This is a genomic window from Sphaerospermopsis reniformis (assembly GCF_005402885.1).
In the GTDB taxonomy this organism is placed as follows: domain Bacteria; phylum Cyanobacteriota; class Cyanobacteriia; order Cyanobacteriales; family Nostocaceae; genus Sphaerospermopsis; species Sphaerospermopsis kisseleviana.
Genome location: NZ_BJCE01000078.1, coordinates 1 through 21891, shown reverse-complemented (window position 1 = coordinate 21891; position 21891 = coordinate 1). Strand labels below are relative to the sequence as shown.

General features: G+C 37.1%; 29 protein-coding genes, 1 tRNA gene and 1 pseudogene. 11 read left to right on the top strand and 20 right to left on the bottom strand.

The window, feature by feature from the left end; genetic code table 11:
• The first annotated feature begins 145 nt into the window (after positions 1-145).
• The 3 genes from FFR48_RS12985 (at position 146) to FFR48_RS12975 (ending at position 1204) form a co-directional block, all read left to right on the top strand.
• Positions 146-487: a type II toxin-antitoxin system VapC family toxin gene (locus tag FFR48_RS12985; protein ID WP_201277615.1), complete on the top strand. Its 342-nt coding sequence runs from the start codon at positions 146-148 to the stop codon at positions 485-487.
• Positions 487-642: a hypothetical protein gene (locus tag FFR48_RS12980; RefSeq protein WP_162501880.1), complete on the top strand. Its 156-nt coding sequence runs from the start codon at positions 487-489 to the stop codon at positions 640-642. The genes FFR48_RS12985 and FFR48_RS12980 overlap by 1 nt, the downstream gene beginning before the upstream one ends.
• A 256-nt stretch (positions 643-898) precedes the next feature.
• On the top strand, positions 899-1204 hold the full coding sequence (locus FFR48_RS12975) for a hypothetical protein (protein ID WP_137667646.1): 306 nt from the start codon (positions 899-901) through the stop codon (positions 1202-1204).
• Positions 1205-1252: 48 nt separating this feature from the next.
• Here FFR48_RS12975 and FFR48_RS12970 read toward each other — a convergent pair whose 3' ends face one another.
• The 3 genes from FFR48_RS12970 to glmM form a co-directional block, all read right to left on the bottom strand.
• Complete coding sequence (locus tag FFR48_RS12970; RefSeq protein ID WP_137667645.1) at positions 1253-1837, bottom strand: Uma2 family endonuclease; 585 nt, start codon at positions 1835-1837, stop codon at positions 1253-1255.
• Positions 1838-1944: 107 nt separating this feature from the next.
• Positions 1945-2583, bottom strand: coding sequence for a peroxiredoxin (locus FFR48_RS12965; RefSeq protein ID WP_096570672.1), 639 nt, complete (start codon positions 2581-2583; stop codon positions 1945-1947).
• 527 nt (positions 2584-3110) lie between these two features.
• Positions 3111-4577: a phosphoglucosamine mutase gene (gene glmM, locus FFR48_RS12960; protein WP_137667644.1), complete on the bottom strand. Its 1467-nt coding sequence runs from the start codon at positions 4575-4577 to the stop codon at positions 3111-3113.
• Between the two features lie 397 nt (positions 4578-4974).
• On the opposite strand from glmM, the gene FFR48_RS12955 reads away from it, so the two are divergent.
• The 3 genes from FFR48_RS12955 to FFR48_RS12945 all read left to right on the top strand — a co-directional run bounded on the left by FFR48_RS12955 (position 4975) and on the right by FFR48_RS12945 (position 6518).
• Entirely contained in the window at positions 4975-5691 is a 717-nt protein-coding gene (locus tag FFR48_RS12955; RefSeq protein ID WP_096570668.1) for a biliverdin-producing heme oxygenase, read from the top strand.
• 284 nt (positions 5692-5975) lie between these two features.
• Complete coding sequence (locus FFR48_RS12950; protein WP_137667643.1) at positions 5976-6236, top strand: hypothetical protein; 261 nt, start codon at positions 5976-5978, stop codon at positions 6234-6236.
• Positions 6237-6254: 18 nt separating this feature from the next.
• Entirely contained in the window at positions 6255-6518 is a 264-nt protein-coding gene (locus tag FFR48_RS12945; RefSeq protein ID WP_137667642.1) for a UPF0175 family protein, read from the top strand.
• Here FFR48_RS12945 and FFR48_RS29445 read toward each other — a convergent pair.
• The 4 genes and pseudogenes from FFR48_RS29445 to FFR48_RS12925 all read right to left on the bottom strand — a co-directional run bounded on the left by FFR48_RS29445 (position 6515) and on the right by FFR48_RS12925 (position 8428).
• Positions 6515-6853: pseudogene (locus FFR48_RS29445) on the bottom strand (XisI protein). The gene FFR48_RS12945 and the pseudogene FFR48_RS29445 sit on opposite strands and share 4 nt — an antisense overlap.
• Positions 6854-6867: 14 nt before the next feature.
• On the bottom strand, positions 6868-7188 hold the full coding sequence (locus FFR48_RS12935; protein ID WP_137667641.1) for a type II toxin-antitoxin system HicB family antitoxin: 321 nt from the start codon (positions 7186-7188) through the stop codon (positions 6868-6870).
• A gap of 23 nt (positions 7189-7211) precedes the next feature.
• A complete protein-coding gene (locus FFR48_RS12930) occupies positions 7212-7973 on the bottom strand; it encodes a DUF1828 domain-containing protein (protein WP_137667640.1) in 762 nt (253 codons plus the stop codon).
• Complete coding sequence (locus FFR48_RS12925) at positions 7973-8428, bottom strand: DUF6978 family protein (protein WP_137667639.1); 456 nt, start codon at positions 8426-8428, stop codon at positions 7973-7975. The genes FFR48_RS12930 and FFR48_RS12925 overlap by 1 nt, the downstream gene beginning before the upstream one ends.
• A gap of 149 nt (positions 8429-8577) precedes the next feature.
• Here FFR48_RS12925 and FFR48_RS29440 point away from each other — a divergent pair, with 149 nt between their 5' ends.
• From FFR48_RS29440 to FFR48_RS12905, 3 genes are all read left to right on the top strand, one after another.
• Positions 8578-9678, top strand: coding sequence for a pentapeptide repeat-containing protein (locus FFR48_RS29440; RefSeq protein ID WP_236104065.1), 1101 nt, complete (start codon positions 8578-8580; stop codon positions 9676-9678).
• Positions 9679-9870: 192 nt separating this feature from the next.
• Entirely contained in the window at positions 9871-10923 is a 1053-nt protein-coding gene (gene cobW, locus FFR48_RS12910) for a cobalamin biosynthesis protein CobW (protein WP_137667638.1), read from the top strand.
• A gap of 111 nt (positions 10924-11034) precedes the next feature.
• The gene (locus FFR48_RS12905; RefSeq protein WP_137667637.1) at positions 11035-11496 is read left to right on the top strand and encodes an ABA4-like family protein; all 462 of its coding nucleotides are present in this window, start codon (positions 11035-11037) and stop codon (positions 11494-11496) included.
• Between the two features lie 81 nt (positions 11497-11577).
• Here the strand turns inward: FFR48_RS12905 and FFR48_RS12900 are convergent, their stop codons facing one another.
• The 4 genes from FFR48_RS12900 to moaC form a co-directional block, all read right to left on the bottom strand.
• Positions 11578-11796, bottom strand: a complete 219-nt coding sequence (locus FFR48_RS12900; RefSeq protein WP_096570654.1) for an acetyltransferase — start codon at positions 11794-11796, stop codon at positions 11578-11580.
• Positions 11797-12087: 291 nt separating this feature from the next.
• Positions 12088-12396, bottom strand: a complete 309-nt coding sequence (locus tag FFR48_RS12895; protein ID WP_096570650.1) for a DUF3181 family protein — start codon at positions 12394-12396, stop codon at positions 12088-12090.
• A gap of 129 nt (positions 12397-12525) precedes the next feature.
• Positions 12526-12783, bottom strand: a complete 258-nt coding sequence (locus FFR48_RS12890) for a hypothetical protein (protein WP_096570648.1) — start codon at positions 12781-12783, stop codon at positions 12526-12528.
• A gap of 181 nt (positions 12784-12964) precedes the next feature.
• Entirely contained in the window at positions 12965-13486 is a 522-nt protein-coding gene (moaC, locus tag FFR48_RS12885; RefSeq protein ID WP_096570646.1) for a cyclic pyranopterin monophosphate synthase MoaC, read from the bottom strand.
• A gap of 37 nt (positions 13487-13523) precedes the next feature.
• Here moaC and FFR48_RS12880 point away from each other — a divergent pair.
• Positions 13524-13597: transfer RNA gene (locus FFR48_RS12880), tRNA-Arg, on the top strand.
• Between the two features lie 274 nt (positions 13598-13871).
• Here the strand turns inward: FFR48_RS12880 and FFR48_RS12875 are convergent.
• The 7 genes from FFR48_RS12875 to FFR48_RS12845 form a co-directional block, all read right to left on the bottom strand.
• The gene (locus FFR48_RS12875) at positions 13872-15104 is read right to left on the bottom strand and encodes an MFS transporter (protein WP_137667636.1); all 1233 of its coding nucleotides are present in this window, start codon (positions 15102-15104) and stop codon (positions 13872-13874) included.
• A 47-nt stretch (positions 15105-15151) separates the two neighbouring features.
• Positions 15152-16162, bottom strand: a complete 1011-nt coding sequence (locus tag FFR48_RS12870; RefSeq protein ID WP_096572779.1) for a glycosyltransferase family 2 protein — start codon at positions 16160-16162, stop codon at positions 15152-15154.
• 99 nt (positions 16163-16261) lie between these two features.
• The gene (locus FFR48_RS12865; RefSeq protein ID WP_096570642.1) at positions 16262-16975 is read right to left on the bottom strand and encodes a C40 family peptidase; all 714 of its coding nucleotides are present in this window, start codon (positions 16973-16975) and stop codon (positions 16262-16264) included.
• A 284-nt stretch (positions 16976-17259) separates the two neighbouring features.
• Positions 17260-17367 (bottom strand): type II toxin-antitoxin system HicA family toxin, encoded by a 108-nt coding sequence (locus FFR48_RS12860; protein ID WP_228051785.1) that lies wholly within the window; start codon positions 17365-17367, stop codon positions 17260-17262.
• 14 nt (positions 17368-17381) lie between these two features.
• A complete protein-coding gene (locus FFR48_RS12855) occupies positions 17382-17585 on the bottom strand; it encodes a type II toxin-antitoxin system HicB family antitoxin (RefSeq protein WP_137667634.1) in 204 nt (67 codons plus the stop codon).
• Positions 17586-17684: 99 nt separating this feature from the next.
• Positions 17685-18047, bottom strand: a complete 363-nt coding sequence (locus tag FFR48_RS12850) for a hypothetical protein (RefSeq protein WP_201277614.1) — start codon at positions 18045-18047, stop codon at positions 17685-17687.
• Positions 18048-18153: 106 nt separating this feature from the next.
• Positions 18154-19008 carry an Rpn family recombination-promoting nuclease/putative transposase gene (locus FFR48_RS12845; protein WP_137667633.1) on the bottom strand — a complete coding sequence of 285 codons (855 nt, stop codon included), beginning with the start codon at positions 19006-19008 and terminating at the stop codon, positions 18154-18156.
• Between the two features lie 96 nt (positions 19009-19104).
• Here FFR48_RS12845 and FFR48_RS12840 point away from each other — a divergent pair, with 96 nt between their 5' ends.
• Positions 19105-20043 (top strand): serine hydrolase, encoded by a 939-nt coding sequence (locus FFR48_RS12840; protein ID WP_096570635.1) that lies wholly within the window; start codon positions 19105-19107, stop codon positions 20041-20043.
• Between the two features lie 98 nt (positions 20044-20141).
• Here FFR48_RS12840 and FFR48_RS12835 read toward each other — a convergent pair whose 3' ends face one another.
• Together FFR48_RS12835 and dmeF are read right to left on the bottom strand one after the other, a co-directional pair.
• Positions 20142-20753, bottom strand: a complete 612-nt coding sequence (locus FFR48_RS12835) for a Uma2 family endonuclease (RefSeq protein WP_137667648.1) — start codon at positions 20751-20753, stop codon at positions 20142-20144.
• A 61-nt stretch (positions 20754-20814) separates the two neighbouring features.
• A partial coding sequence (gene dmeF, locus FFR48_RS12830; RefSeq protein ID WP_236104064.1) for a CDF family Co(II)/Ni(II) efflux transporter DmeF occupies positions 20815-21891 on the bottom strand: 1077 nt, incomplete at its 5' end.

Below are 21891 nucleotides of genomic sequence, written 5' to 3'. Positions count from 1 at the left end.
CATTTTTTCCGGGCTATACTAACAGTAACTATCTCTAGCCCTGATGATTACGTCAAGTCTGGCTGAAATGAGAACATCCTCAAAGCCATACACAGACTGCCTTTTTAATTTTCGGACAGGTCTAGTAAGACAGCAATATGAAGTTGTGACAAGTATTGCAGTTTTAGATGAACTTAATAAAGGCAATTTCCCCAATAAAGAAGAAGTCATTGAACTTCTGAATGATATTCCTTTGATAGATATTGAACCAGAAATTGTGGAAATTGTACAAACCTATATTCAAAATCAGGTTATGCCTAATGATCCTTTAGGTGATGCTCTCCATCTTGCCATAGCATCCTATCATAAATGTGATTTCCTGCTAACTTGGAATTGTCGTCACTTAGCTAACGCTAACAAGTTTGGGCATATTCGGCGAGTTAATGTTATGCTAGGTTTGTATGTTCCAGCCTTGGTAACTCCCTTAGAATTAATGGATAATGAATAATGATTACTCTAGATGATTCTGTACTACAACAAATTCGAGAAATTCGTCATCAAATTTCTCAAAATAATCAGCATGATCCACAGAAATTAATTCAGTATTATATAGAATTACAACAACAATATAAACAAAGAAAAAATAAATTAAACAGTCAATAACCTTACTTATTGTTTAATAATGATCGCTTTGCTGATGGGAGGGTGAAATGCGATTTTTTGGGATGAAGGAGAGCGATCGCCTTTTTATTGAGATATTGAAGGTGCGTTACTGTAGCTCACCGTAGGTATCGCTTGGTAAAATAGAAGTAATTTAAAATTACAGGAGAAACTAATCAATGATATCTTTAGAGATGGCGATCGCTAATTTGAATGTGAGCTATAATACAACATAACTCACTATCTGGAGTGAATACAAATGACATCACAAGATGAACATAATAGAAAACTACAACGCCGAGTAGATAAGCGACTGCAAGAAATAGATAATCTCATAAATTCTCATGAAGCGCCTTTTTATCCAACACAAAAATATCAACCAGAAAATTCTCAAAAACCAGCGAAAAAAACAGTAATTTTTGCGGCTAAACTTTTGGGACTTGGGGTTGCTGCTGTGGTTGTCGTGCAGATATCATTATTTTTGGCAAGAATAGCTGTTATAGCTGCTTTAGCTTTTTTTGTTTATAAACTATTTCTAGAATCAAAATTACCAAAGATGAAATAAAATTTGTTGGATGAATATTAATATTTTCCATTAAACCAACAATCACAATCACCAAATTTTCGCCATATTCAAAACAAACCCTGGTAAAATAGGATCACAATTTACGGTTTCAGGATTTTCTAAACATTCCTCTGGTTGTCCAGGACGATAAATATAAACTCGGCGATGTTTACGATCAATTAATAATCCTAATTGTATTCCTGGTTCTTCCATGTATTCTATCATTTTCTCTTTTAATGGTTGCAAATTATCGGAAGCTGACCTTAATTCAATGATAAAATCTGGACAAATAGGAGCAAACTTTTTCTGTTGTTCTGGTGTCAAAGTATTCCATCTTTCTAATTTTATCCAGGAAGCATCGGGAGAACGTTCTGCACTTGTGGAAAGTTTAAAACCTGTACTGGAAGAAAAAGCAATACCCGTACCATCTTTTTCTGTCCATACCCACAACTGTCCTAGAATATTAATCTCTCTGTTTCCGGTTTCTGATCCTGCTGGTGACATAATTGATATTTCTCCAAATTTATTTCTCTCAATGCGTAAGTTACGGTTAATTTGACAGAAATCAAAAAATTGTTCATCTGTCATTTTAACTGATGATGGTAATTGAAAAACTATAGGTGATGATAGCATTATCTTTAATCCTACTTTGCTGATCTAACTTATCGTATTATATAAAAAAACGGTGGGTTATAAAATCTTTAACCCACCCTACGAATGAATATTTATGGTAATGAAAACTATTTATTAGGTTGGGGAGTCATGCGTAAATAAGGTTTAATTTCTTGATAACCTTTGGGGAATTTCTCTTTGAGAACTTCGGGATCTTTTAAGGATGGAACAATTACACAATCATCACCATCTTTCCAGTCTGCTGGTGTAGCAACACTGTAATTATCTGTTAATTGCAAAGAGTCAATTACGCGCAATAATTCATCGAAGTTGCGTCCAGTGCTGGGGGGGTAGGTGAAAGAAAGACGTAATTTTTTGTTGGGATCGATAATGAATACAGAACGCACTGTGATGTTTGCAGCCGCGTTAGGATGAATCATATCATAAAGGTCAGAAACCTTTTTGTCTGCATCTGCCAAAATTGGGTAGTTGAGAGCGGTGTTTTGGGTTTCTTCGATATCACCTACCCAACCGTTATGAGATTCTACATCATCAACACTGAGAGCGATCGCTTTCACGTTGCGTTTGTCAAATTCGGGTTTTAACTTTGCAACTGTACCTAATTCTGTGGTGCAAACAGGTGTATAGTCAGCAGGGTGAGAAAATAATACTACCCAGCTATCACCCGCCCATTCATAAAAATTGATGTCGCCGTGTGTAGACGCTTGTGTAAAGTTAGGTACTGTATCACCAAGACGGAGAGCCATGCTAGATTCCCTGTAATTAGAAAAGATAGTTATTTTACTTTGACAGTATGACACAAATCAACTATTATCCTATGGACATTTTGCAGATTGCAACAAAATTTTAAGTTTCTTAACTCTGAGGATATCAATCCCATTAATTCTTTATTCTGACTCCTGACTCCTGGCTCCTGCCATAATTTCTTGATATGCTTGAATTACTTGTTGTGCGATCGCATCGCAGCTAAAATTATTTAACGCATATTCTTTAGCATTTAACCCCCGTCGTTGACATTCTTGGATATTTGATAAAGCTGTTTTTAATAACTCAAAAATTGATTCAACTTGGTTTTTTTCTTGGTTTTGAACATACAGCAGATTTCATTATTATGAGGTACAAATCATAATTATGAAACTCTTGTGGGGTGGGCATACTTCGACATAGTTCGACTGCGCACTTCGACTTCGCTCAGTACAAGCTCACTAACCGCTCAGTACAAGTCTTGCCCGCCAATCGTGTACCTCATTACAAAGGAAAGTGCTGTAACTGTTTACGCTATGTGTTCTTGAACTTGTGAAACTAATTCCTTTGTCCAATAGTTTACCAATTCCGTATCCGCAGCTTCTACCATAACTCTAATTACTGGTTCTGTGCCAGATGCACGGACTAATATCCGTCCATTATCACCCATTGCGGCTTCGGCTTTGGCGATCGCTCTCTGTACTGGTTCGCATTTTTCCCAACCTAAGCGTTTTTCTCTGTCTTCTACTCTCACGTTTTGTAATAGTTGCGGATAGGTTTGAAAACTTTGATCTACCATTTCTGCTAAGGAAACTCCTGCTGCTTTCACCACTGCGGCTAAATGTAATCCTGTTAATAAACCATCTCCAGTCATGCCATAATGACGACATAGGATATGTCCTGATTGTTCTCCCCCTAACATTCCCCCAGTTTTTAACATTTCTGCTTGTACGTACTGATCCCCGACGGCGGTACGAATTAATTTACCACCCTGCTTTTCCCAAGCTTTCTCAAATCCCAGGTTAGCCATGACTGTGGAAATAATCAAGTTATCTGGTAATTTTTGTTGCTCTTGCAAATGACAACCCCAAAGGTAAAGAATGTAATCACCGTTTACTTGTCTACCAGTATTATCTACAGCTAATACTCGATCTGCATCGCCATCAAAGGCAAAACCCATATCGGCTTTATACTCTTTCACTGCGTCAGCTAAAATATCTAAATGGGTAGAACCGCAATTGACGTTAATGCGATCGCCATCCGCTTGGTTATGCAAGCAAATTACATCCGCGCCCATCTGAGTAAATACGGTCGATGCTAACCCCACAGCCGCACCCCAAGCCACATCTAAGACAATTTTCATTCCTTGCAGATTTACTTGTGGCTGTAATGGTTGTTGCAGTGCCTGTCCGTAATCTCCAATTAATTCTGTTCTTAAATAATGCTTTCCACAGTTGCTTACACTGCTAACAGTTGCCAGTTTACCCCGCAAACCCGCTTCTATTTGCCCTTGTAATTCTTTTGACAGCTTTGTACCATTTGCCCCAAAGATTTTAATACCATTATCTTCTGGTGGGTTATGGCTGGCAGATATCATTACACCACCGATAGCTTCTGTGATGCTGGTAAGATAAGCAACGCAAGGAGTGGGACATAAACCCAAATACCAAACTTCTAGCCCTGCGGCGGTTAAACCTGCACTTAACGCCATTGCCAGCATATCACTAGAATTTCTGGAGTCTTGACCTAAAATTATCGGTCCATTTTTTGCTAAACCATTATTTGCAGCATGATCACGTAAAACAATACCCGCCCAAAAACCAACCTGTAAAGCCAAAGGAGCATTTAACAATTCTCCCACTTTTCCCCGAATGCCATCTGTACCAAATAACGGCGTTTTTGGCAAGGATAGCAAACTAGGAACAAAATTACTTGCAAGACTGGCCACATAACCATCAGATATACTGCTTTGAGTCCGAGTTATAGAAGAAACCATATTTTTCAACACTCCACACCATTAAACATTTCGGAGAATAACACTTTAATCCCTGTTCAACAATTCTGAGGAATTATTAACAAACAGTACACCTGTAATTTTTCCTGAATGACTATGAACTTTAACGATTTTATGTTAAGTAACATTACAGGTGCTTATTAATTGTTTACTATAAAAAATCCTCATTGTTGGCTAAATCAAGCAATTAGCTTTGTATTTATAACCTAATAAATGTCTATTGCCAGAATTAAGGTATAAATAAATACTAAAACACTGTAACTTAATGAATTTTAATATAAATTCTCATCAAATAGTTCTAATGTAACCTTTTAGTGGCATTTTTTCGCCATTTGTCAAAAATCCCAACAGTTGACTTTTTAAAGTAGAGAAATTTAGCATGAGCAGTAATTTAGCCTCCAAGTTACGAGTAGGTACAAAAAAAGCGCATACAATGGCAGAAAACGTTGGTTTTGTCAAGTGCTTTTTAAAAGGAGTGGTAGAAAAAAATTCATACCGGAAACTGGTTGCTAACTTTTATTTCATCTACTCAGCAATGGAAGAGGAGATGGAAAAGCACAAAAATCACCCTGTTGTGGGTAAAATTTATTTTCCTGAACTGAACCGCAAGCATTCTTTAGAGCAGGATTTAGCTTACTACTATGGTTATAACTGGCGGGAGCAGATCAAATTATCCCCTGCTGGTGAGACTTATGTAAACCGCATTCGGGAAATTTCCGCTACAGCACCCGAATTGTTGGTTGCACATTCCTATACTCGTTATTTGGGTGACTTGTCTGGTGGACAAATTCTTAAAAACATTGCTGTAACTGCGATGAACCTGGGTGAAGCTGAAGGTACAGCTTTTTATGAATTTGCAGATATTAGCGATGAGAAGGGATTTAAAGCCAAATATCGGCAAAATTTGGATGAAATGCCCATTGATGATGCTACAGGCGATCGCATTGTCGAAGAAGCTAACGACGCTTTTGGTGTAAACATGAAGATGTTCAAAGAGTTAGAAGGTAATTTGATCAAGGCGATCGGTATCATGGTTTATAACACCTTGACTCGTAAGCGGACAAAAGGTAGTACAGAATTGGTGACTGCTGAGTAATTAGGTGACAGGTGACAGGTGACAGGTGACAGTATTAAAAGCCTTTCATTGTCTCGTCTATAATTAACAACCATTGAATTAGGGGTAATTTCCCTGTGATTGTTTTCTGTGGATGAAAGCAAGCGGAGGGAAGTTACCCCTAAATTTTAAAATCATCTATATTAGGACTTACGCACTAGAGAGATTGTGCGTCAGTCCTGTAAAATAAAGTCAGTTCAATTCACCTCACTTTTACTTCTGACTCCTGACTTCTGACTCCTGACTCCTGCTGTAATGAGGTAATTATGGAAAAAACAATTACTATTACTTTCACACCAGAAGGAAATTTAGAACTTCCTCCAGAAATTCGAGAACAATTTGTTAATGGTGAAAAATATGCAGTTAGCTTCACAGAAGATGGTATTTTCTTTAAAAAAGCTCCTAAAATAGATTGGCAGGAATTAAGAAAGAGAAGAGAAGCAGTAAATGATCCTAACCCATTAACAACAGAAGAAATTTGTGAAGTTGTGCGAGAAGTTCGCAGGGGAAATATTCAATTAAACTAAGATAAATTACGCAATCTTATGACTAAAGTAGAATTTACCATTCCCATCCATGCAGTTACAGATACTATCAGACAAGAAGCAGAGATTAAAGCTAAGGAAGCTTATGTGATGACGCTGCTGAAACATGGAGAAATTAGCAGTGGTAAAGCAGGTCAATTATTAGGAATATCTCGATTAGATGTGATTGAATTAATGTCTCAATATGAGATATCTATTTTTGATGATAGTATGAGTTTAGAGGAATTTCAGGCAGAAGTAAATCAGGCAAAAATGAAATATTAACTAATAGCAAAGTTTGTATATTGTCTGATTTGAGGATGACGAAAACCAAGCACAATATCCTGTGTAGGAACACCTGCTGCTATAAAATCATTAGCAATACCTTCTTCTGTATCATCATATTGAATCCAAATTTTATGATCAATCAAATCTACATGAATAGGTGTGGTATGTAGATATTAATCATCATTCCAACCAATATCTAATACTAGATAAAGTCCATGTTCATCATCAAATAAAACTTGGGAGTTATAACCATCAGGTATAGAAGCACGATATTCGGCGATTTCTGTTAATATGCTTTTGATGATGTCTTGATATTTTAATTTTGTATCCATAAGTAATTGACTATTCATTCATATAATTCTTGATCTATATTTTGCGCTAAACTCCCATTTTCTACTACTCCAATAAACTCAGCTAGTGGATCATTTATGATATTTTTTTCACTGGGTAAAGGAATATTATCACCCGCTTCATAAGCTGTTTCAATCCATAATTCCCGCGCTTCATTGATATTTGTTATTATCTCTTCTAGGGTTTCTCCTTGAGTGAGACATCCGGGTAAGTCTTTGATTTCTGCTACATATCCACCTTGTTCTGCGTCAGGGTAAAGAGTGACAGAATATTTAAGGTTTAAATAGTATTCTAAAGATTGTTTTACAAATTTCATTAATTTACTTATGAAAAATGATATTATATGAGGAGCATTTCTTGAAATTCAGCTTTGCGCGACCAGTATGCTACATTAGACACTTGTTCTAGAAGAGTAATATTTTCAAGTTTCCAAATGTCTATAGTATCGTCAAATAATGAAATAAATTTGTAATTTCTTTCTTGAAGGTAGCTAAGGTCTGACCAAACAGTAAAAACATTATCAGCCCTACTATTACCTGCTGTCACACTTGCTGTACTTAGTACATCAATTAATGATGTGTGTTGGCGATATTCGGTGCAAAAATCTACTTTTCGGGAACGCCCAGAACGTCCTGCAAATTTCTTATTTTGTTCAAAAGGTATTTGTTTGTCTGTTAAAAATTCTGCGACTTCTTCTAGAATTGACTCAAAAGCTCTAGTCTTAAATGTAAACCAAATATCAGAAATTCTAAATGCTGCTTGCGATAAAGTTGTGACAGCAGAAGCTAAGTTTTCATTTCCTTGTATCCTAATTATTAACATTCCTTTGTATTTTTCAACACCATGAGTTAATAGTGTATCTTGAATTAGCGTTTCTTGCTTTTCTGACCTTTTCTCAGATATAGTTTGCATCCGTAGCCAGCGTAAAGTTTCACCTAAATCTGTCAAGATATATTGACCCTTTTTTTCCTTTAGATATATATCAATAACGTCACCGTCAGGATAAAGTAATGGGGTACGTATACGGATATAGTCGTTGACCGTTGAACAGGTAAACAACTCTCCAATCGTTCTGGCAATTTCTTGACAAGGGGTTAACATTAAAGGAATAAATCTAGCTGTAATGGCGGTGGATCTTGCATAATTCCATTATGCTTTATTTTTGACTCTAGACAAAACTGTTGCCATACTTTGACTGGATCAGTGACAGGAGCAGTTATATCCGGTGGAACATAAGCTTCTTTATCTCGATACGACTCTTTCCAGCGATGCTTGTGTTTTTCTCCTACTAGGTTTCCATGAGGATTTTTATGATCTTGTCCTAAATCCAAAGCATATATTCTACCAGCAGCCCGATGGATGAGTGCGTAGGTCAGTTTTTCTGTTAGCGGGTTATAACTACCTTTGACAAAAATGGGATAACCAGGATTTGAGGTAAGCTCAACACGAAATTCTACGGTAGGAGAATGGTCTTCATCTTCAATCCATAAAATATCACCATCAATTTGTTTTGTTGTATCATTTATAAATTCCTCAAATTCTGCCTGAGTTAACATCAATAGCTAAAAAACACAACATAAATTATTGTGTCATATAAAACACTAAAAAACCTAGTTAATGCTAAATGCGATCGCTATTTTGATTAAACTTAATGAAATTAGGTTAAAATCTGAATATTGGGAATTTTAGGTATAAAAACTAGATTATGGCAAATCCAGAGCATTTAGCAATACTGAATCAAGGGGTGGAGGTTTGGAATAAGTGGAGAGATGAAAATCGTTCGTGGGGGCCAACACCTGACCTGACAGAAGCTGACCTGACAGAAGCTGACCTGACAGAAGCTAACCTGAGATGGGCTGACCTGAGAGGGGCTGACCTGAGTAGGGCTAACCTGAGTAGGGCTGACCTGAGTGGGGCTGACCTGAGTGGGGCTTGCCTGAGAGGGGCTAACCTGAGTGGGGCTTGCCTGAGAGGGGCTAACCTGAGTGGGACTGACCTGAGTAGGGCTAACCTGAGTAGGGCTAACCTGAGTGGCGCTGATTTAGAAAGATCCCAAGTAATTCATACAAATTTTCACAATGCAACTTTAACAGGTTCTCATATAAAAGATTGGCATATTAATAGTGAAACAAACCTAGACGAAGTAATTTGTAAATATGTATATCTTGATTGTGAATATTTAGATTTTGATAATGTGGAGAAAAAAGAGAAAAAAGAAAGACGACCCATAAATGGTAATTTTGACGCTGGAGAATTTGCCAGTTTATATAAAAATATAATAGAAAATACAGATTTAATTCTACGTAAAACTCCCGAAAATGAGAATACTGTTAATAACCAAGGAGTGAAATTTTCTTCAACCAAAACAACAACAATAGAAAAGACCCAAAGAACACAAAGTGATAATAATATCAATAACCAAGGCGTTCAATTTTATTCAAACTCAACAATTCACACTTGGGAAAACCTACGTTTTCGCTCAAAAACAGAAATCAAAATTGCTGAAGCATTAGACAGAACTGGAGTTTTATTTGTCCCCAACTCATTAGCAAGACTCACCACATCCAAAGGTAGAGAAAATAAAGAAGCTGATTTTCTTATTTGTTATAACGGTAAATGGGGAGTTTTAGAAGTTGATGGACCATTTCACACCGCAGAACGCAGAGTAGAAGAACAAGAAAGAGAACGCATTTTCAAGAAAAACGGTATCAAAGTTGTAGAAAGATTTGATGCCCAAAGATGTTATAACAATCCTGATGAAGTAGTGCAGGAATTTTTCAAGATGATAGAAATTGGATATTCTTAATACTTCCTTCTTCCTTCTTCTCTTCTTCCTTCGTGTCCTTCGTGCCTTCGTGGTTCAATAAAATAAGATCATAAAATAAGATCCCCGACTTCTGAGATTAATTGACAATTTATTGACAAGTTGAAAAAAGAAGTCGGGGATCTGGGTCTGGCGATATATGGTAAAATCAAATAACAAAACAACACACCAAACATGGCAACAAAAATCCCCGTTACAGTCATCACCGGCTTTTTAGGAAGCGGTAAAACCAGCCTCATCCGTCACCTACTCCAAAACAACGAAGGACGACGCATAGCAGTATTAGTTAACGAATTTGGCGAACTTGGAATAGATGGAGAATTATTAAAATCTTGCCAAATTTGCCCCGAAGATGAAATACAAGAAAATCCAGAAAATACTAATATATTTGAACTGACAAACGGCTGTTTATGCTGCACCGTGCAAGAGGAATTTTACCCCACAATGCGGGAATTAATCAAACGCCGTGATAGTATTGATTGTATTGTTATTGAAACCTCTGGTTTAGCATTACCAAAACCCTTAGTTAAAGCCTTTCGTTGGCAAGAAATCCGCAATGCTGCTACAGTAGATGCAGTAATTACAGTGGTAGATTGTGCTGCTGTTGCTGCGGGAACTTTTGCAAGTGATTTAGAAGCGATCGCCGCACAAAGACAAGAAGATGATAGTCTAGAACATGAAACACCGTTACAAGAATTGTTTGAAGATCAGCTTGCTTGTGCAGATTTAGTGATTTTGAATAAAACCGATTTAGTTGATGATCAACAAAAATACCAAGTTGTAGAATTAGTCAAAAATGAATTACCTAAAGAAGTGAAAATCGTCTCTAGTGATTATGGTAAACTTGACCCATCTATATTGTTAGGATTTGAATCCGCAGTTGAAGATAATTTAGATTCTCGTCCTAGTCATCACGACACAGAAGAAGACCATGATCACGATGATGAAATAAATTCAACTCACGTCATTTTAAATCGTACCTTTGACCCGGAAAAACTGCAAGAAACATTAAAGAAACTGGCAGAACAACAAGAAATTTACAGAATTAAAGGATTTGTCGCAGTTGCTAATAAACCCATGCGGTTAGTGATGCAAGGTGTAGGGACAAGATTTGAAAAATTTTATGATCGTCCTTGGAAACCAGAAGAAGCAAAACAAACCCGTTTAGTTTTTATCGGTCGTGATTTACAATCATCAGAAATAGAATCTCAATTAGTAGCTTTGTAAGATATAGAAGGAGTCAGGAGTCAGGAGTCAGGAAATCAAGGAGTCTGTAGGTTTTTAATCACCCATTCCCAATTCCCAATTCCCCATTCCCAATTCCCCATTCCCTAATATATGAATATCACCGATTTATTCAATATCGCCAATTTGTTTGTTTTACCCTTTTGGGCTGTAATGATTTTGTTACCTAACTGGAAAGTCACCCGCAAGGTAATGGAATCTTTTCTTCCTTTTGTGGTTTTAGCCGCTGCTTATGTGTATTTATTTGTCAGCAGTATTACCCCAGACAATGCCGCTGCTTTATCAAATCCTCAGTTAGCAGATATTGCGAGATTTTTTGCAGATGAAAAAGCTGCTGCTACAGGTTGGATTCATTTTCTGGTGATGGATTTATTTGTCGGAAGATGGATTTATTGGGAAGGTCAAAAAACCGGAGTTTGGACAATTCACTCTTTAGCTTTGTGTTTATTTGCAGGTCCAATGGGTGTACTTTCTCATATTTTCACAGCTTGGATTTTTAAAGCTTTTTCTAAAGGTGAAAGTGTGACAGTAGAAGAAAAAGCTGCTGTTAATTAGATGCAAAATTGAGAATTGATAAAAATGTAGGGGTTTAGCATTGCTAAACCCCTACAATATCTACCATGATATTTAATTCTACTATGCAGCGTGCGCTGTTTGGTAATTAGCATCTAACCAACAACGTGGTAATTTTTCCCCTGATGGGAAAACCAAATCTTCCTTTTGATAGGTGTCTGTTTCCTGTTCTTCTTGTCCTTCTTGATCTTTAGCGTGTACAATCTCACTATTAGGATCAATTAATTCTTGAAAATCAACAATTTTGACTAAATCCCGACTATTTTTGATTTGTAAAAACATACCAAAAATCCTCCTTTAATTATGTTATTTAGTATTGAAGGATGTGTGAATTTACAACCGATAATAACGTCGATTAACAGGTAAATCAAGTCAATTTTACTTCTGACTCCTGTACGGGCGAAGTAGGGGCGAAGTAGGGGCGAAGCATTCGGAAAATAACCTGTGATAAAAATTGATAATTTATCGGCCGAATGCTTCGCCCTTACAGGAAAATAACCTGTGATAAAAATTGATAATTTATCGGCCGAATGCTTCGCCATTAAGACTCCTGACTCCTGACTCCTGAATAACTTAAACTTCCCGTTGATATTTTTCCAATATATCAACCAAGCTTACTTGACATTGCAGCGGCAATAAATCAATCAAAGGTAGTTCTTTTCTCCCACCACCAATTTTCACAGGGATGGATGCTAATAATTGTAAAACTCTGTCTTCATTGACATTTCTATCAACAATTAAAGGATATAATTTTTCAGCAACGACGGTATGAAGTTTGGCATCAGATAGGTAAAGATGCCATTTAGCAATATCTATATAGACATTTTCGCCTATTTCTGCTGCTAGGGCTTCTAGTATTTCTGTGGTAGGAGTTGTAGCCATAAAATAACCTCATTACAAAACAAGGGCGCAGATTTTTAGTTGATTTCAGCTTATTTCATATTATGGCGCAATTAGCTAGACTGTATCTACTACCATCGGTGACAACGCCCCAGCATTAGCAGTCAGTCTTCAGGTTGATGAGGGTGGAGTTTCTGAGTAATTAGCGATCGCACTAATATAAATGAAATGCAGCAATATTACCCCTACCCAACCTAGAGTTAATGGTGTCAACCATTCCCAGGATGTAGATTTCAAGATGTGGAAAAACCACAACCCAGAATTAACAGTAGCAGCAACAGCTACATGAAAAGCAAAATTCATCCGATCATCTAACTTACGGAACTCTGGATCTTTACGATCTGGTTTGCGTGGCCAACGAGGAGGCATAAATAATTAATATTTGTGAATTTGTGAATTTGTTACAGATGTTAACACATTCTCGTTATTATTGGTGACTGGTGATTGGGTACTGGTGACTGGTGACTGGTGACTGGGTAATCTATGTTATTTTTTCCAATTAGCAATTAGCAATTACCAATTACCCAATCCAAAATTTAAAATCCAAAATCTAAAATTGCTGATAATTTCCAGATTTTCCACCTGTCTTACTGACTAAACTAATAGATTCAATTTGAATCGACTTTTCCAGAGCTTTAGCCATATCATATAAGGTAAGAGCAGCAACAGAAACCGCTGTTAAAGCTTCCATTTCTACACCAGTTTCCGCCTTGGTTTTGACTGTGGCATAAATTTGATAACCGGGTAGTTGTGCATCTGGTGTGATATCAACAGTAATCTTTTGCAAAGGTAAGGGATGACAAAGGGGAATTAAATTAGCTGTTTGTTTAGCAGCCATAATACCCGCTAACCTAGCAGTTGCCACAACATCCCCTTTAGGAGTATTCCCCGCTTCAATAGCTGCTAACGTTTCTGGGAGCATTCGCACTTTAGCAGTAGCCACAGCTTCCCGCACAGTGGCGACTTTCCCAGACACATCAACCATTTGCGCCTCTCCCTGGGGGGTGAGATGAGAAAGTTGAGAAATATTTTGAGAATTATGGGAAGAATTTGAAAAAACCTCTTGCGTCATTTGGGAAGTGTGTGTTATTATAAGATTCATTGGTTAAGGGCGTGTAGCTCAGTGGACTAGAGCACGTGGCTACGGACCACGGTGTCGGGGGTTCGAATCCCTCCTCGCCCGTTAAATAACAATCATCGCACAAACTCGGTAAGTGGGTTTGTGCAATTTTTTTAGGTGACTAGTGATTGGTGACTGGGGAATAGGTTTCAATAATGGACAATTAACAATGAACAATTGACAATTACTTCTCCGTTCAAGGAAGAGGATTGAGAAAGCGGAATTTTTGGCTTTTTCCCCATGAAAGAGGAGGTTTTAAACCGTATGGCTAACGCTCACGGCGGAAGCCTTGAATGAAACAATTATCAATTGTCAATTATCAATTATCAATTGATAACTACACCCTGCTTTTTAAAGCATAGGCATCTTCACCACGGCCAAGGGCAAAGCGGAAAGATTTGGTAACACTTTTACTCGACTGTGTAATAAAAATCAGCACAGCCAGTAAAGTTAAGCCCATAGCAAAACCAAACATACTGCGATAGCCGATTTGTTGGGCAATAGAACCTACAACTGGACCGGCTATAGCTAGTCCTACATCAAATCCCATTAAAGACACGCCAAAAATTCGCCCTCTTTCATGGGGTAAGGCTCTATCTGTCATCATTGCAGAAATCATGGGAATAGCAGTTCCAGAAGCCGCACCTTCAACAACTGCACCTATTAAAAATGTTAAGGCGCTGTTTGCTTGCCAAATAAATAACAGTGCCATAGTAAAAGAAATCAAACTCAAAGTAACAAATAAACCGCGTCCATATTTGTCAGAAGCCCGCCCTGCAAATAATCTGACACTAAAACTGGATATGGCAGCGGCGGTAAAAAACAACCCTGCATTTAAATCTACTCCTGTTGATTTCACGTACAAGGCAATAAAGGTATGTATTGTCCCTAACGATAAACCAATCAGTAACAAAACTATAGCAGGTACACGGACGCGGGGACTGGTAATAAGTTGCCAAAATTTATCTTCTGTAAAGTCTTTAGGTTTTTCAATCACAGGTGGATTAACAACGGGTAAAAGACAGAGTAAGCCCAAAAAACCTAAAGTTGTAGATGCGATAAATAAAGGTGTGTAGCCTACTGTGGCTTGTAAATATCCCCCTAAAGCTGGACCTAGTGCCATACCGATGGGATTAACTAAACTCATATAACCAATGATTTCGCCCCGACGGTGTTCTGGTGCTAAGTCTCCCACTAAGGCAATAAAACCAGTACCAAAGGCAGCAATACTGATACCATGAAAGGCACGAATTACCATTAATAAGGGTAGTGATTTTACTGCTAAATACCCCAAAGGTGCGATCGCTGCTACTGCCAACCCAATCAGTAACACAATTTTTCTACCCTGACGGTCTGCTAAAATCCCCAATTGGGGACGAAATACCAACATCCCGATGGCAAAACAGCCCATGACAATGCCAATTTGTTGTTTTGTTGCCCCTAGAGATTCTATATATAAAGGTAATGTTGGCAACAAAGAAGCTAAAGCCGACCAGAATAATAAACCTGCTGCAAATAATATTAGTAGGTTGCGCCGCAAATTAGCGTCAATAGTCTCAAAATTTTTCACGGCAGATGCAATGTAATATTTAGTAATTTTATATTTCTATTGTTACGTTACTTAACATTTTTTGCCACTACTTCCCGCACTCGATATATTGGCCTTCCCTGAGATTCGTGGTAAGTACGCATTAATAATTCTGCTAACAAACCAAAGCAGAATAACTGTACACCAGTAACTAACAATAAAACCGCTAAAATTAATAAAGGACGATTACCAATATCTGCACCAAAAGCCAGTTTCAGGAAAGTTAAATAAATTCCTAGTCCGCCACCTGTAACCATTGACAACAAGCCAAACAACCCAAAAACGTGCATAGGACGGGTGAGGAATTTTTTCATAAAAAGAATTGTTAATAAATCCATCAACACCCGAAAAGTCCGAGAAATGCCATATTTACTTTTACCAAAGCGTCGCGCATGATGACGCACAGGCATTTCGGTGATTCTTGCCCCTTCTATATAAGCTAAAGCTGGTAAAAATCGGTGTAGTTCTCCGTAAAGGTTCATATCTGCAACTAATTCTGCACGATAGGCTTTGAGAGAACAACCATAGTCGTGAATATAGACGCTAGTGGTACGACGAATTAACCAATTAGCAATTTTTGAAGGAAGTAACCGATTTATTGCCCCATCTTGACGATTTTTGCGCCAACCACTCACCAAATCATAACCCTCATCTAATTTTGCTAATAACATGGGGATATCAGCCGGATCATTTTGTAAATCAGCATCTAAGGTAATAATTGCTTTACCCGTAGCATAATTAAAACCCGCAGACATAGCCGCAGTTTGACCGTAATTACGCCGCAAAATCACCGCTTTTAAATCAGTGCGAATTTGTGCTTGTTCCTTGAGAAATTCTGGTGAACCATCCGTAGAACCATCATCTACACAGATAATTTCATAACTTAACTCACTAGCTGTTAAAGTTGTAGAAATGGATTCTAGTAATAAAGGCAAACTTTCTACTTCATCCTTAATCGGTACAACTACGGATACATCAGGTAATTGGGGATGGGTGATAGGTGATGGGTGATGGGTGATGGGTAGTTGGTAATTGGTCATTGCTGATAGGCGATCGCTGATGGTTGATTTTAACAAAAAATTGGGTTTATCTCGTTCCCAGTCCAATCTTGCGTAAGTCCTATAAATAATTATCAATTGTCAATTATCAATTATCAATTGACTAACATAGCTTTTCACAACTCTACCAGCACCCCGTAATTGTTTATAGTATGACTGACTAACTTTATCTCCTTGTTCCGAAAGTTGATCAATTCCTATTCCATTGTGTCCTTGTTCTTTTCCTGAACTGTGAATATAATAACCATCACCTAAATATAAACCTACATGAGTTGCTTTTTGCGGAGTTCCAAAAAAGATTAAATCCCCTGGTTCGATATCATTAATATTAATCGGTTGGGTAAAAGCTTCTTGTTGATAAGCGTCTCTTGGCAACCACACACCCACAGATACAAAAGCAGCTTGCATTAAACCAGAACAATCATAATTGGGTCCTACTGTTCCACCCCACAAATAATAATTATTTTGCTGCATTGCTTGTTGAGTAAATTCAATTACCTCTGGGAGTAGTTTTTTAATTTCTGATTCAGTAAAAAATGCAGGTTCGTAGGGTGTGGTAGCAGGTTGTAATAATGACAAATCATTAACAGCAACCCATCCCGGATAATCATCTTCGCATAAACAAACTTGAACTGCTGTATCTTGATGATTTGATGTAATGCGTAAATTGCGACCAGCAGCAGCTTGAGTTGCTAACCGGACGCATTCAGGAGCATCATATAAATTGAGGTCAGCTAGACATTGATATTCGTTTGTTGGGGAATGGGGAATTAGTAAATTTAAATTTAAAGACATATTTTTGTCAGAATCAGGACACCTTTCGGGAAGTCAAAAGTCAAAAGTCAGAATTTTGTGATCAGAATCAGGATTTAAAGGATTATATCATGTTTGGTTTTAAAAAGAGTATTCTATTTGTAGATTAGAGTAAGTGGATAAACCCAACATTCCGAGAATTTAATCAAATTTATGTAATTGGCCATTCAGGAATGATCTGATCAATTTCTGTCATAATCTTTAATGTTTCTGTTAAAGCAACTACTATTTTTTGATAATGCAGAATATCATCAAAGGATAAACTTCTATTCGCTTTTTTGCGGTCTTTTAACCCACTTGTGATGACTACCTTTCTGTGACACTAATTCAAACCCGTAATTTTTTAAGATAGTTTCAACTTCATCTGCATTCATTCTGCGGATACGAGTCATGTTACTAAAACCTCTCGCATGACTGCTCCTGGTTTTAATATAATTGTGTCAGGTTCTAGATAAAGTGCGATCGCTTCACGAATATTTTCTAAAGCTTCTGCTTCTGTTTCACCTGCGGAAACACAACCAGGTAATTCTGGACACCAAACCGCCCAATCTCCGGTTTCAGGATCGGGTTCTAAAATAACACGCCATTTCATATTTTTTCCTTCTGGGAATATTTAATCATAAAACAAATAGCGACTCCCTGCTGAATATCAAATACAGAAATTATGATAAAACTTGATCGTTAGCTCACCTCAAACAGAGAACGTGATAGTTTTTAACCGCATTTTACCATCAACATACCAGCGAAATTCTAGGTAATTTGTTAAAATAAAATTTGCCCCAATATGGGATTCTCGATATCGTTCTAATTGTTCTGTTTTTTCAATGTTTTCTAAATCTACACCTACATCTTTCGCTTCTACATAGCCTATTAATAAATCTCGTTTTCTGATGGTGAAATCAGGAATAACGGCTTTATTACCTTTTTCTTCTATGGTGGCTTCAATTTGTGCTGATGGTTGATCAAGTAAGCTTTTTAAAGCAGGGTAATGGGTGCTTTCACTACCACGTTGTAAGTTTTTTTGTAGGGATTGTAAATAATTTTCAAAGTTCATTATAAAATTCATTATAAAATTCATTTTTTTGATTTTGATAGATTAGCGAATTTTAAGCGAAAAAAGGGCAAAGGTAAACTTGTAACCTTTACCCGGAATTTAGACTTTATTTTTTCACCTCTGTTAACCAAGTTTCTAAATCAGCTAAACTGGTAAAATCTAACAATGCTTCGCTCAAATCTTCTAGTACAGATAACGGTAAATCAAAAATTTCAGCACGTCTTTCTGCTGATAATTCTCCAAACCGCTTAGTCAAAAGTCGGATCACTAAATTAATTGTTGCTTGTTCTGCACCTTCTTCTCTTCCTTCTTCTTTTATGTCTCGATAAAGTCTAGTTTCTTTGAGGGTTATTCCTAACATAGCTTCAGCCTCGCTACGGGTTAAGTTTTCAAATTTGTACGAGATGATCGTGGTGATCATTTCTATTATGACTTGATTTGATGGTGTTGGTATTTCTTGTTTAGTTCTTGTTAACAAATACCTTGCTGCTGCTGGTGCTTGACTTTCTTCTAAGGTTGTCAGTACCATCAATCCTACCCATACAGGTAATTGCTGAATATCTCCCAATTCATCTAAATATATACGATGAACTTGTTCACCATTCAATAGTGTACGATGAGGGTAAATATCGCTTTGTTCTGTGTTACGAGATGGGTAAATTATTACTGCTTGCCAATCACTAAATCTATCACGGTTGCGATAGAAATATAATGCAAATTCAGCAAATACTCTTTCATAGAGTTTTTCATCTTTCTGAAATTGCACCTCGCAGAAATAAACAGCACCCGGATTTTCGGTTTCAGGTGGTAAAAATACACCATCAATTTCAAATTTCGGTTCTTTGACTGCTACAGAATCAAATATATATTCGTCTGCATTTGCAGGTGGATTGTCTAAAAGCTGAAATAACAGCGATGGATATTGTTGAAAGAGTTTATAAAAAATGGAATCACGCCGCATGAATTATAATTTGTTGCACATAATAATTAGTATACAATTAATGTTAGAATAAATAAAGAAATTCACATTTTGATATTTTCAAGGAATTATTCGCAAATGGTTTTCTTCAATCACAACGAACAACTAGAAAATCTCGGTAATGAAATCTTAGAATCTACTTTTTCTAATTTTCCTAATTTAAACCGTGATCAAATTGCTTTAACTTGGGTTGTTTATGATCCTCCAATTCCTGTAAATACTGGTGGCGCTTTGACTCCTGACGCTTTTTGGGGTCATGGTGTGAGAGGTTTTAATTATCGTGGTGGAGAACGTATTTATCCTGCAAGTGTTGTCAAATTATTCTATTTAGTTGCTGTTCATGAATGGTTAGAAAAAGGCATGACTAACACCTCTAAGGAATTAGAACGGGCGTTAAGTGATATGATTATTGAATCCAGCAATGATGCTACCAGTTTAATAGTTGATATTCTCAGCGGTACTACTTCAGGACCAGAATTACCTATAGGACCTTTTGAAACTTGGAAATATCAACGCCAAATTATTAACCGTTATTATCAATCTTTGGGTTGGGAAGAAATGACAAATATTAATGTTTGTCAAAAAACTTGGGGTGATGGTCCTTTTGGTAGAGAAAGGGCGTTTTATGGGGAAATGTTTGAAAATAGAAATATGTTAACAACTAATGCCACTGCCAGGTTATTACATAGTATCGTGGGAGGGGTGGCGGTTTCCAGTGGGCGATCGCAACAAATGATGTCTTTACTCAAACGCAGTCTTAACCCTGATGAGTTACCCCAAGATGTGGAAGAAGACCAAGTTACAGGCTTTTTAGGCGGTGGTTTACCCCAAAATAGTCAAATCTGGTCAAAAGCCGGTTGGACAAGTTCTGTGCGCCATGATGCGGCTTATATTGAATTACCAGAACAGCGTCCTTATTTGTTAATAGTATTTACCGAAGGAAAAGCACAAGCTAAGAGTCGGGAAATTTTACCTTTTGTTTCAGGAAAAATTGCCGAAGCAGTTAGCAATTTATAAACATGAAATACATGGTGCGTTAAATGTTCTTAACGCACTCTAATAGATGAGTGATATTATCAGATGTTGTGTGTGAAAATATCGCTTTTAAATTTAATTTAAAATTTAATCCGTCGATAAATTTCTTTCATGGGAAGTTCTATATTTAAACTGTGCAGAAAAACTGACTGATCAATATGATCATTAGCTTTCAATTGCCAAAGATGGTTATTTTCTTCTTCCTGTTTATAATACTGCTCAATATAAGCTTCAGCTTGACTAACCAGTACATATTCACAAAAACTAGGAAGAGAACGATATTTTCTGAATTTATTCCCTCTATCATAACCTTCTGTTGAAGGTGAAAGAACTTGAATAATTAGGAGAGGATTGAGAATTTCATCCGTGCGATTATTATTAAACTCTGGTTCACCATTAATTACCATAACATCAGCATAGGTTCCATGATTAAAATTAGGAATCCAAACCCGCAAATCACCACCATAAAAACGAAAATCAGTATCTCTGAGCAAAAATCCCAAATAAATTAAAATATTACTAGCGATCGCACTATGAATTTCTGAACCTCCAGGCATAACAATAATCTCCCCATCGCGGTATTCGTGGCGTTCTTTAGCGATTTCCTCCATCTCTCTATACTCATTTGGAGTAAAGTGAGTTTTTGTGATCTCTGGGGTAATAATCGGCGGGTTGGTATTAGCAATAACCATCATCTCACCTCCTGAATAATTAGAACTGAAACCATTATAACTTACAGCATCAGTCAGAATTTTAGACTGCATGAATATCTACACAAGGTTCACCTTGACAATGATTAACTTCCACAGCAACATGAGCAAGAGAAGGAATATCTTTGAGGAGATTTTTATAATATTCCGGTGTTTGTGGATAATGGGTAACTAAAGAAATTGTAGCAGCTAAATGATGCTGACCCACATACCAAATATGCAAATCTGTAACCTTATTATCAGCATTTTCTTCTATAGCATTAACAATAGCTAATTTGATTTGTTTATCACCTGATCCATCTAATAAAATTAAACCCGTATCACGCACCAAACCATAAGACCATTTAGCAATTACCGCAGCACCCACAAATCCCATTGCTGCATCCATCCACACCCAACCCAAAAATTTACCAGCAAATAAAGCAATAATCGCAAACACAGAAGTTAGTGCATCTGCCAAAACATGAATATAAGCAGCACGCAAATTATGATCTTGATGTTCATGATGATGATGTTCATGATGTTCATAATGATGATGTTCATGATGTTCATGATGATGATGTTCATGATGTTCATGATGTTCATGATGATGATTATCTTGCAATAAAAAAGCACTGGCGATATTCACAACCAAGCCAATAATAGCCACACCAATTGCTTCATTAAAGTGAATATTTTGCGGTTCAAAAAACCGCCCCAGTGATTCTATTCCCATCACAAAAGCGATCACTGCCAACGCTACAGCACTAGCGAAACCACCCAAAACACTAACCTTTCCTGTGCCAAAAGTATACTTGGGATTATTGGCATTATTGCGTGCATATTGATAAGCAAAAATCGTAATTCCAAAAGCTGCAACATGAGTGGCCATGTGCCAACCATCAGCAAGCAAAGCCATCGAACCAAAAAACGTTCCTGCGGCAATTTCCGCAACCATTGTTAATGCCGTCAGCAGCATCACAATTTTAGTATTTTTTTCTGCCTGATTTTGATCTACAGAAAAATCGTGAGAATGCTGCCATTGTTCAAGGGTATGAATATGCACGGATTTTTTACACTCCTTGTAATAGGGGACTGGTGACTGGTGACTGGTGACTGGGTAGTAATTGATAATTACCAA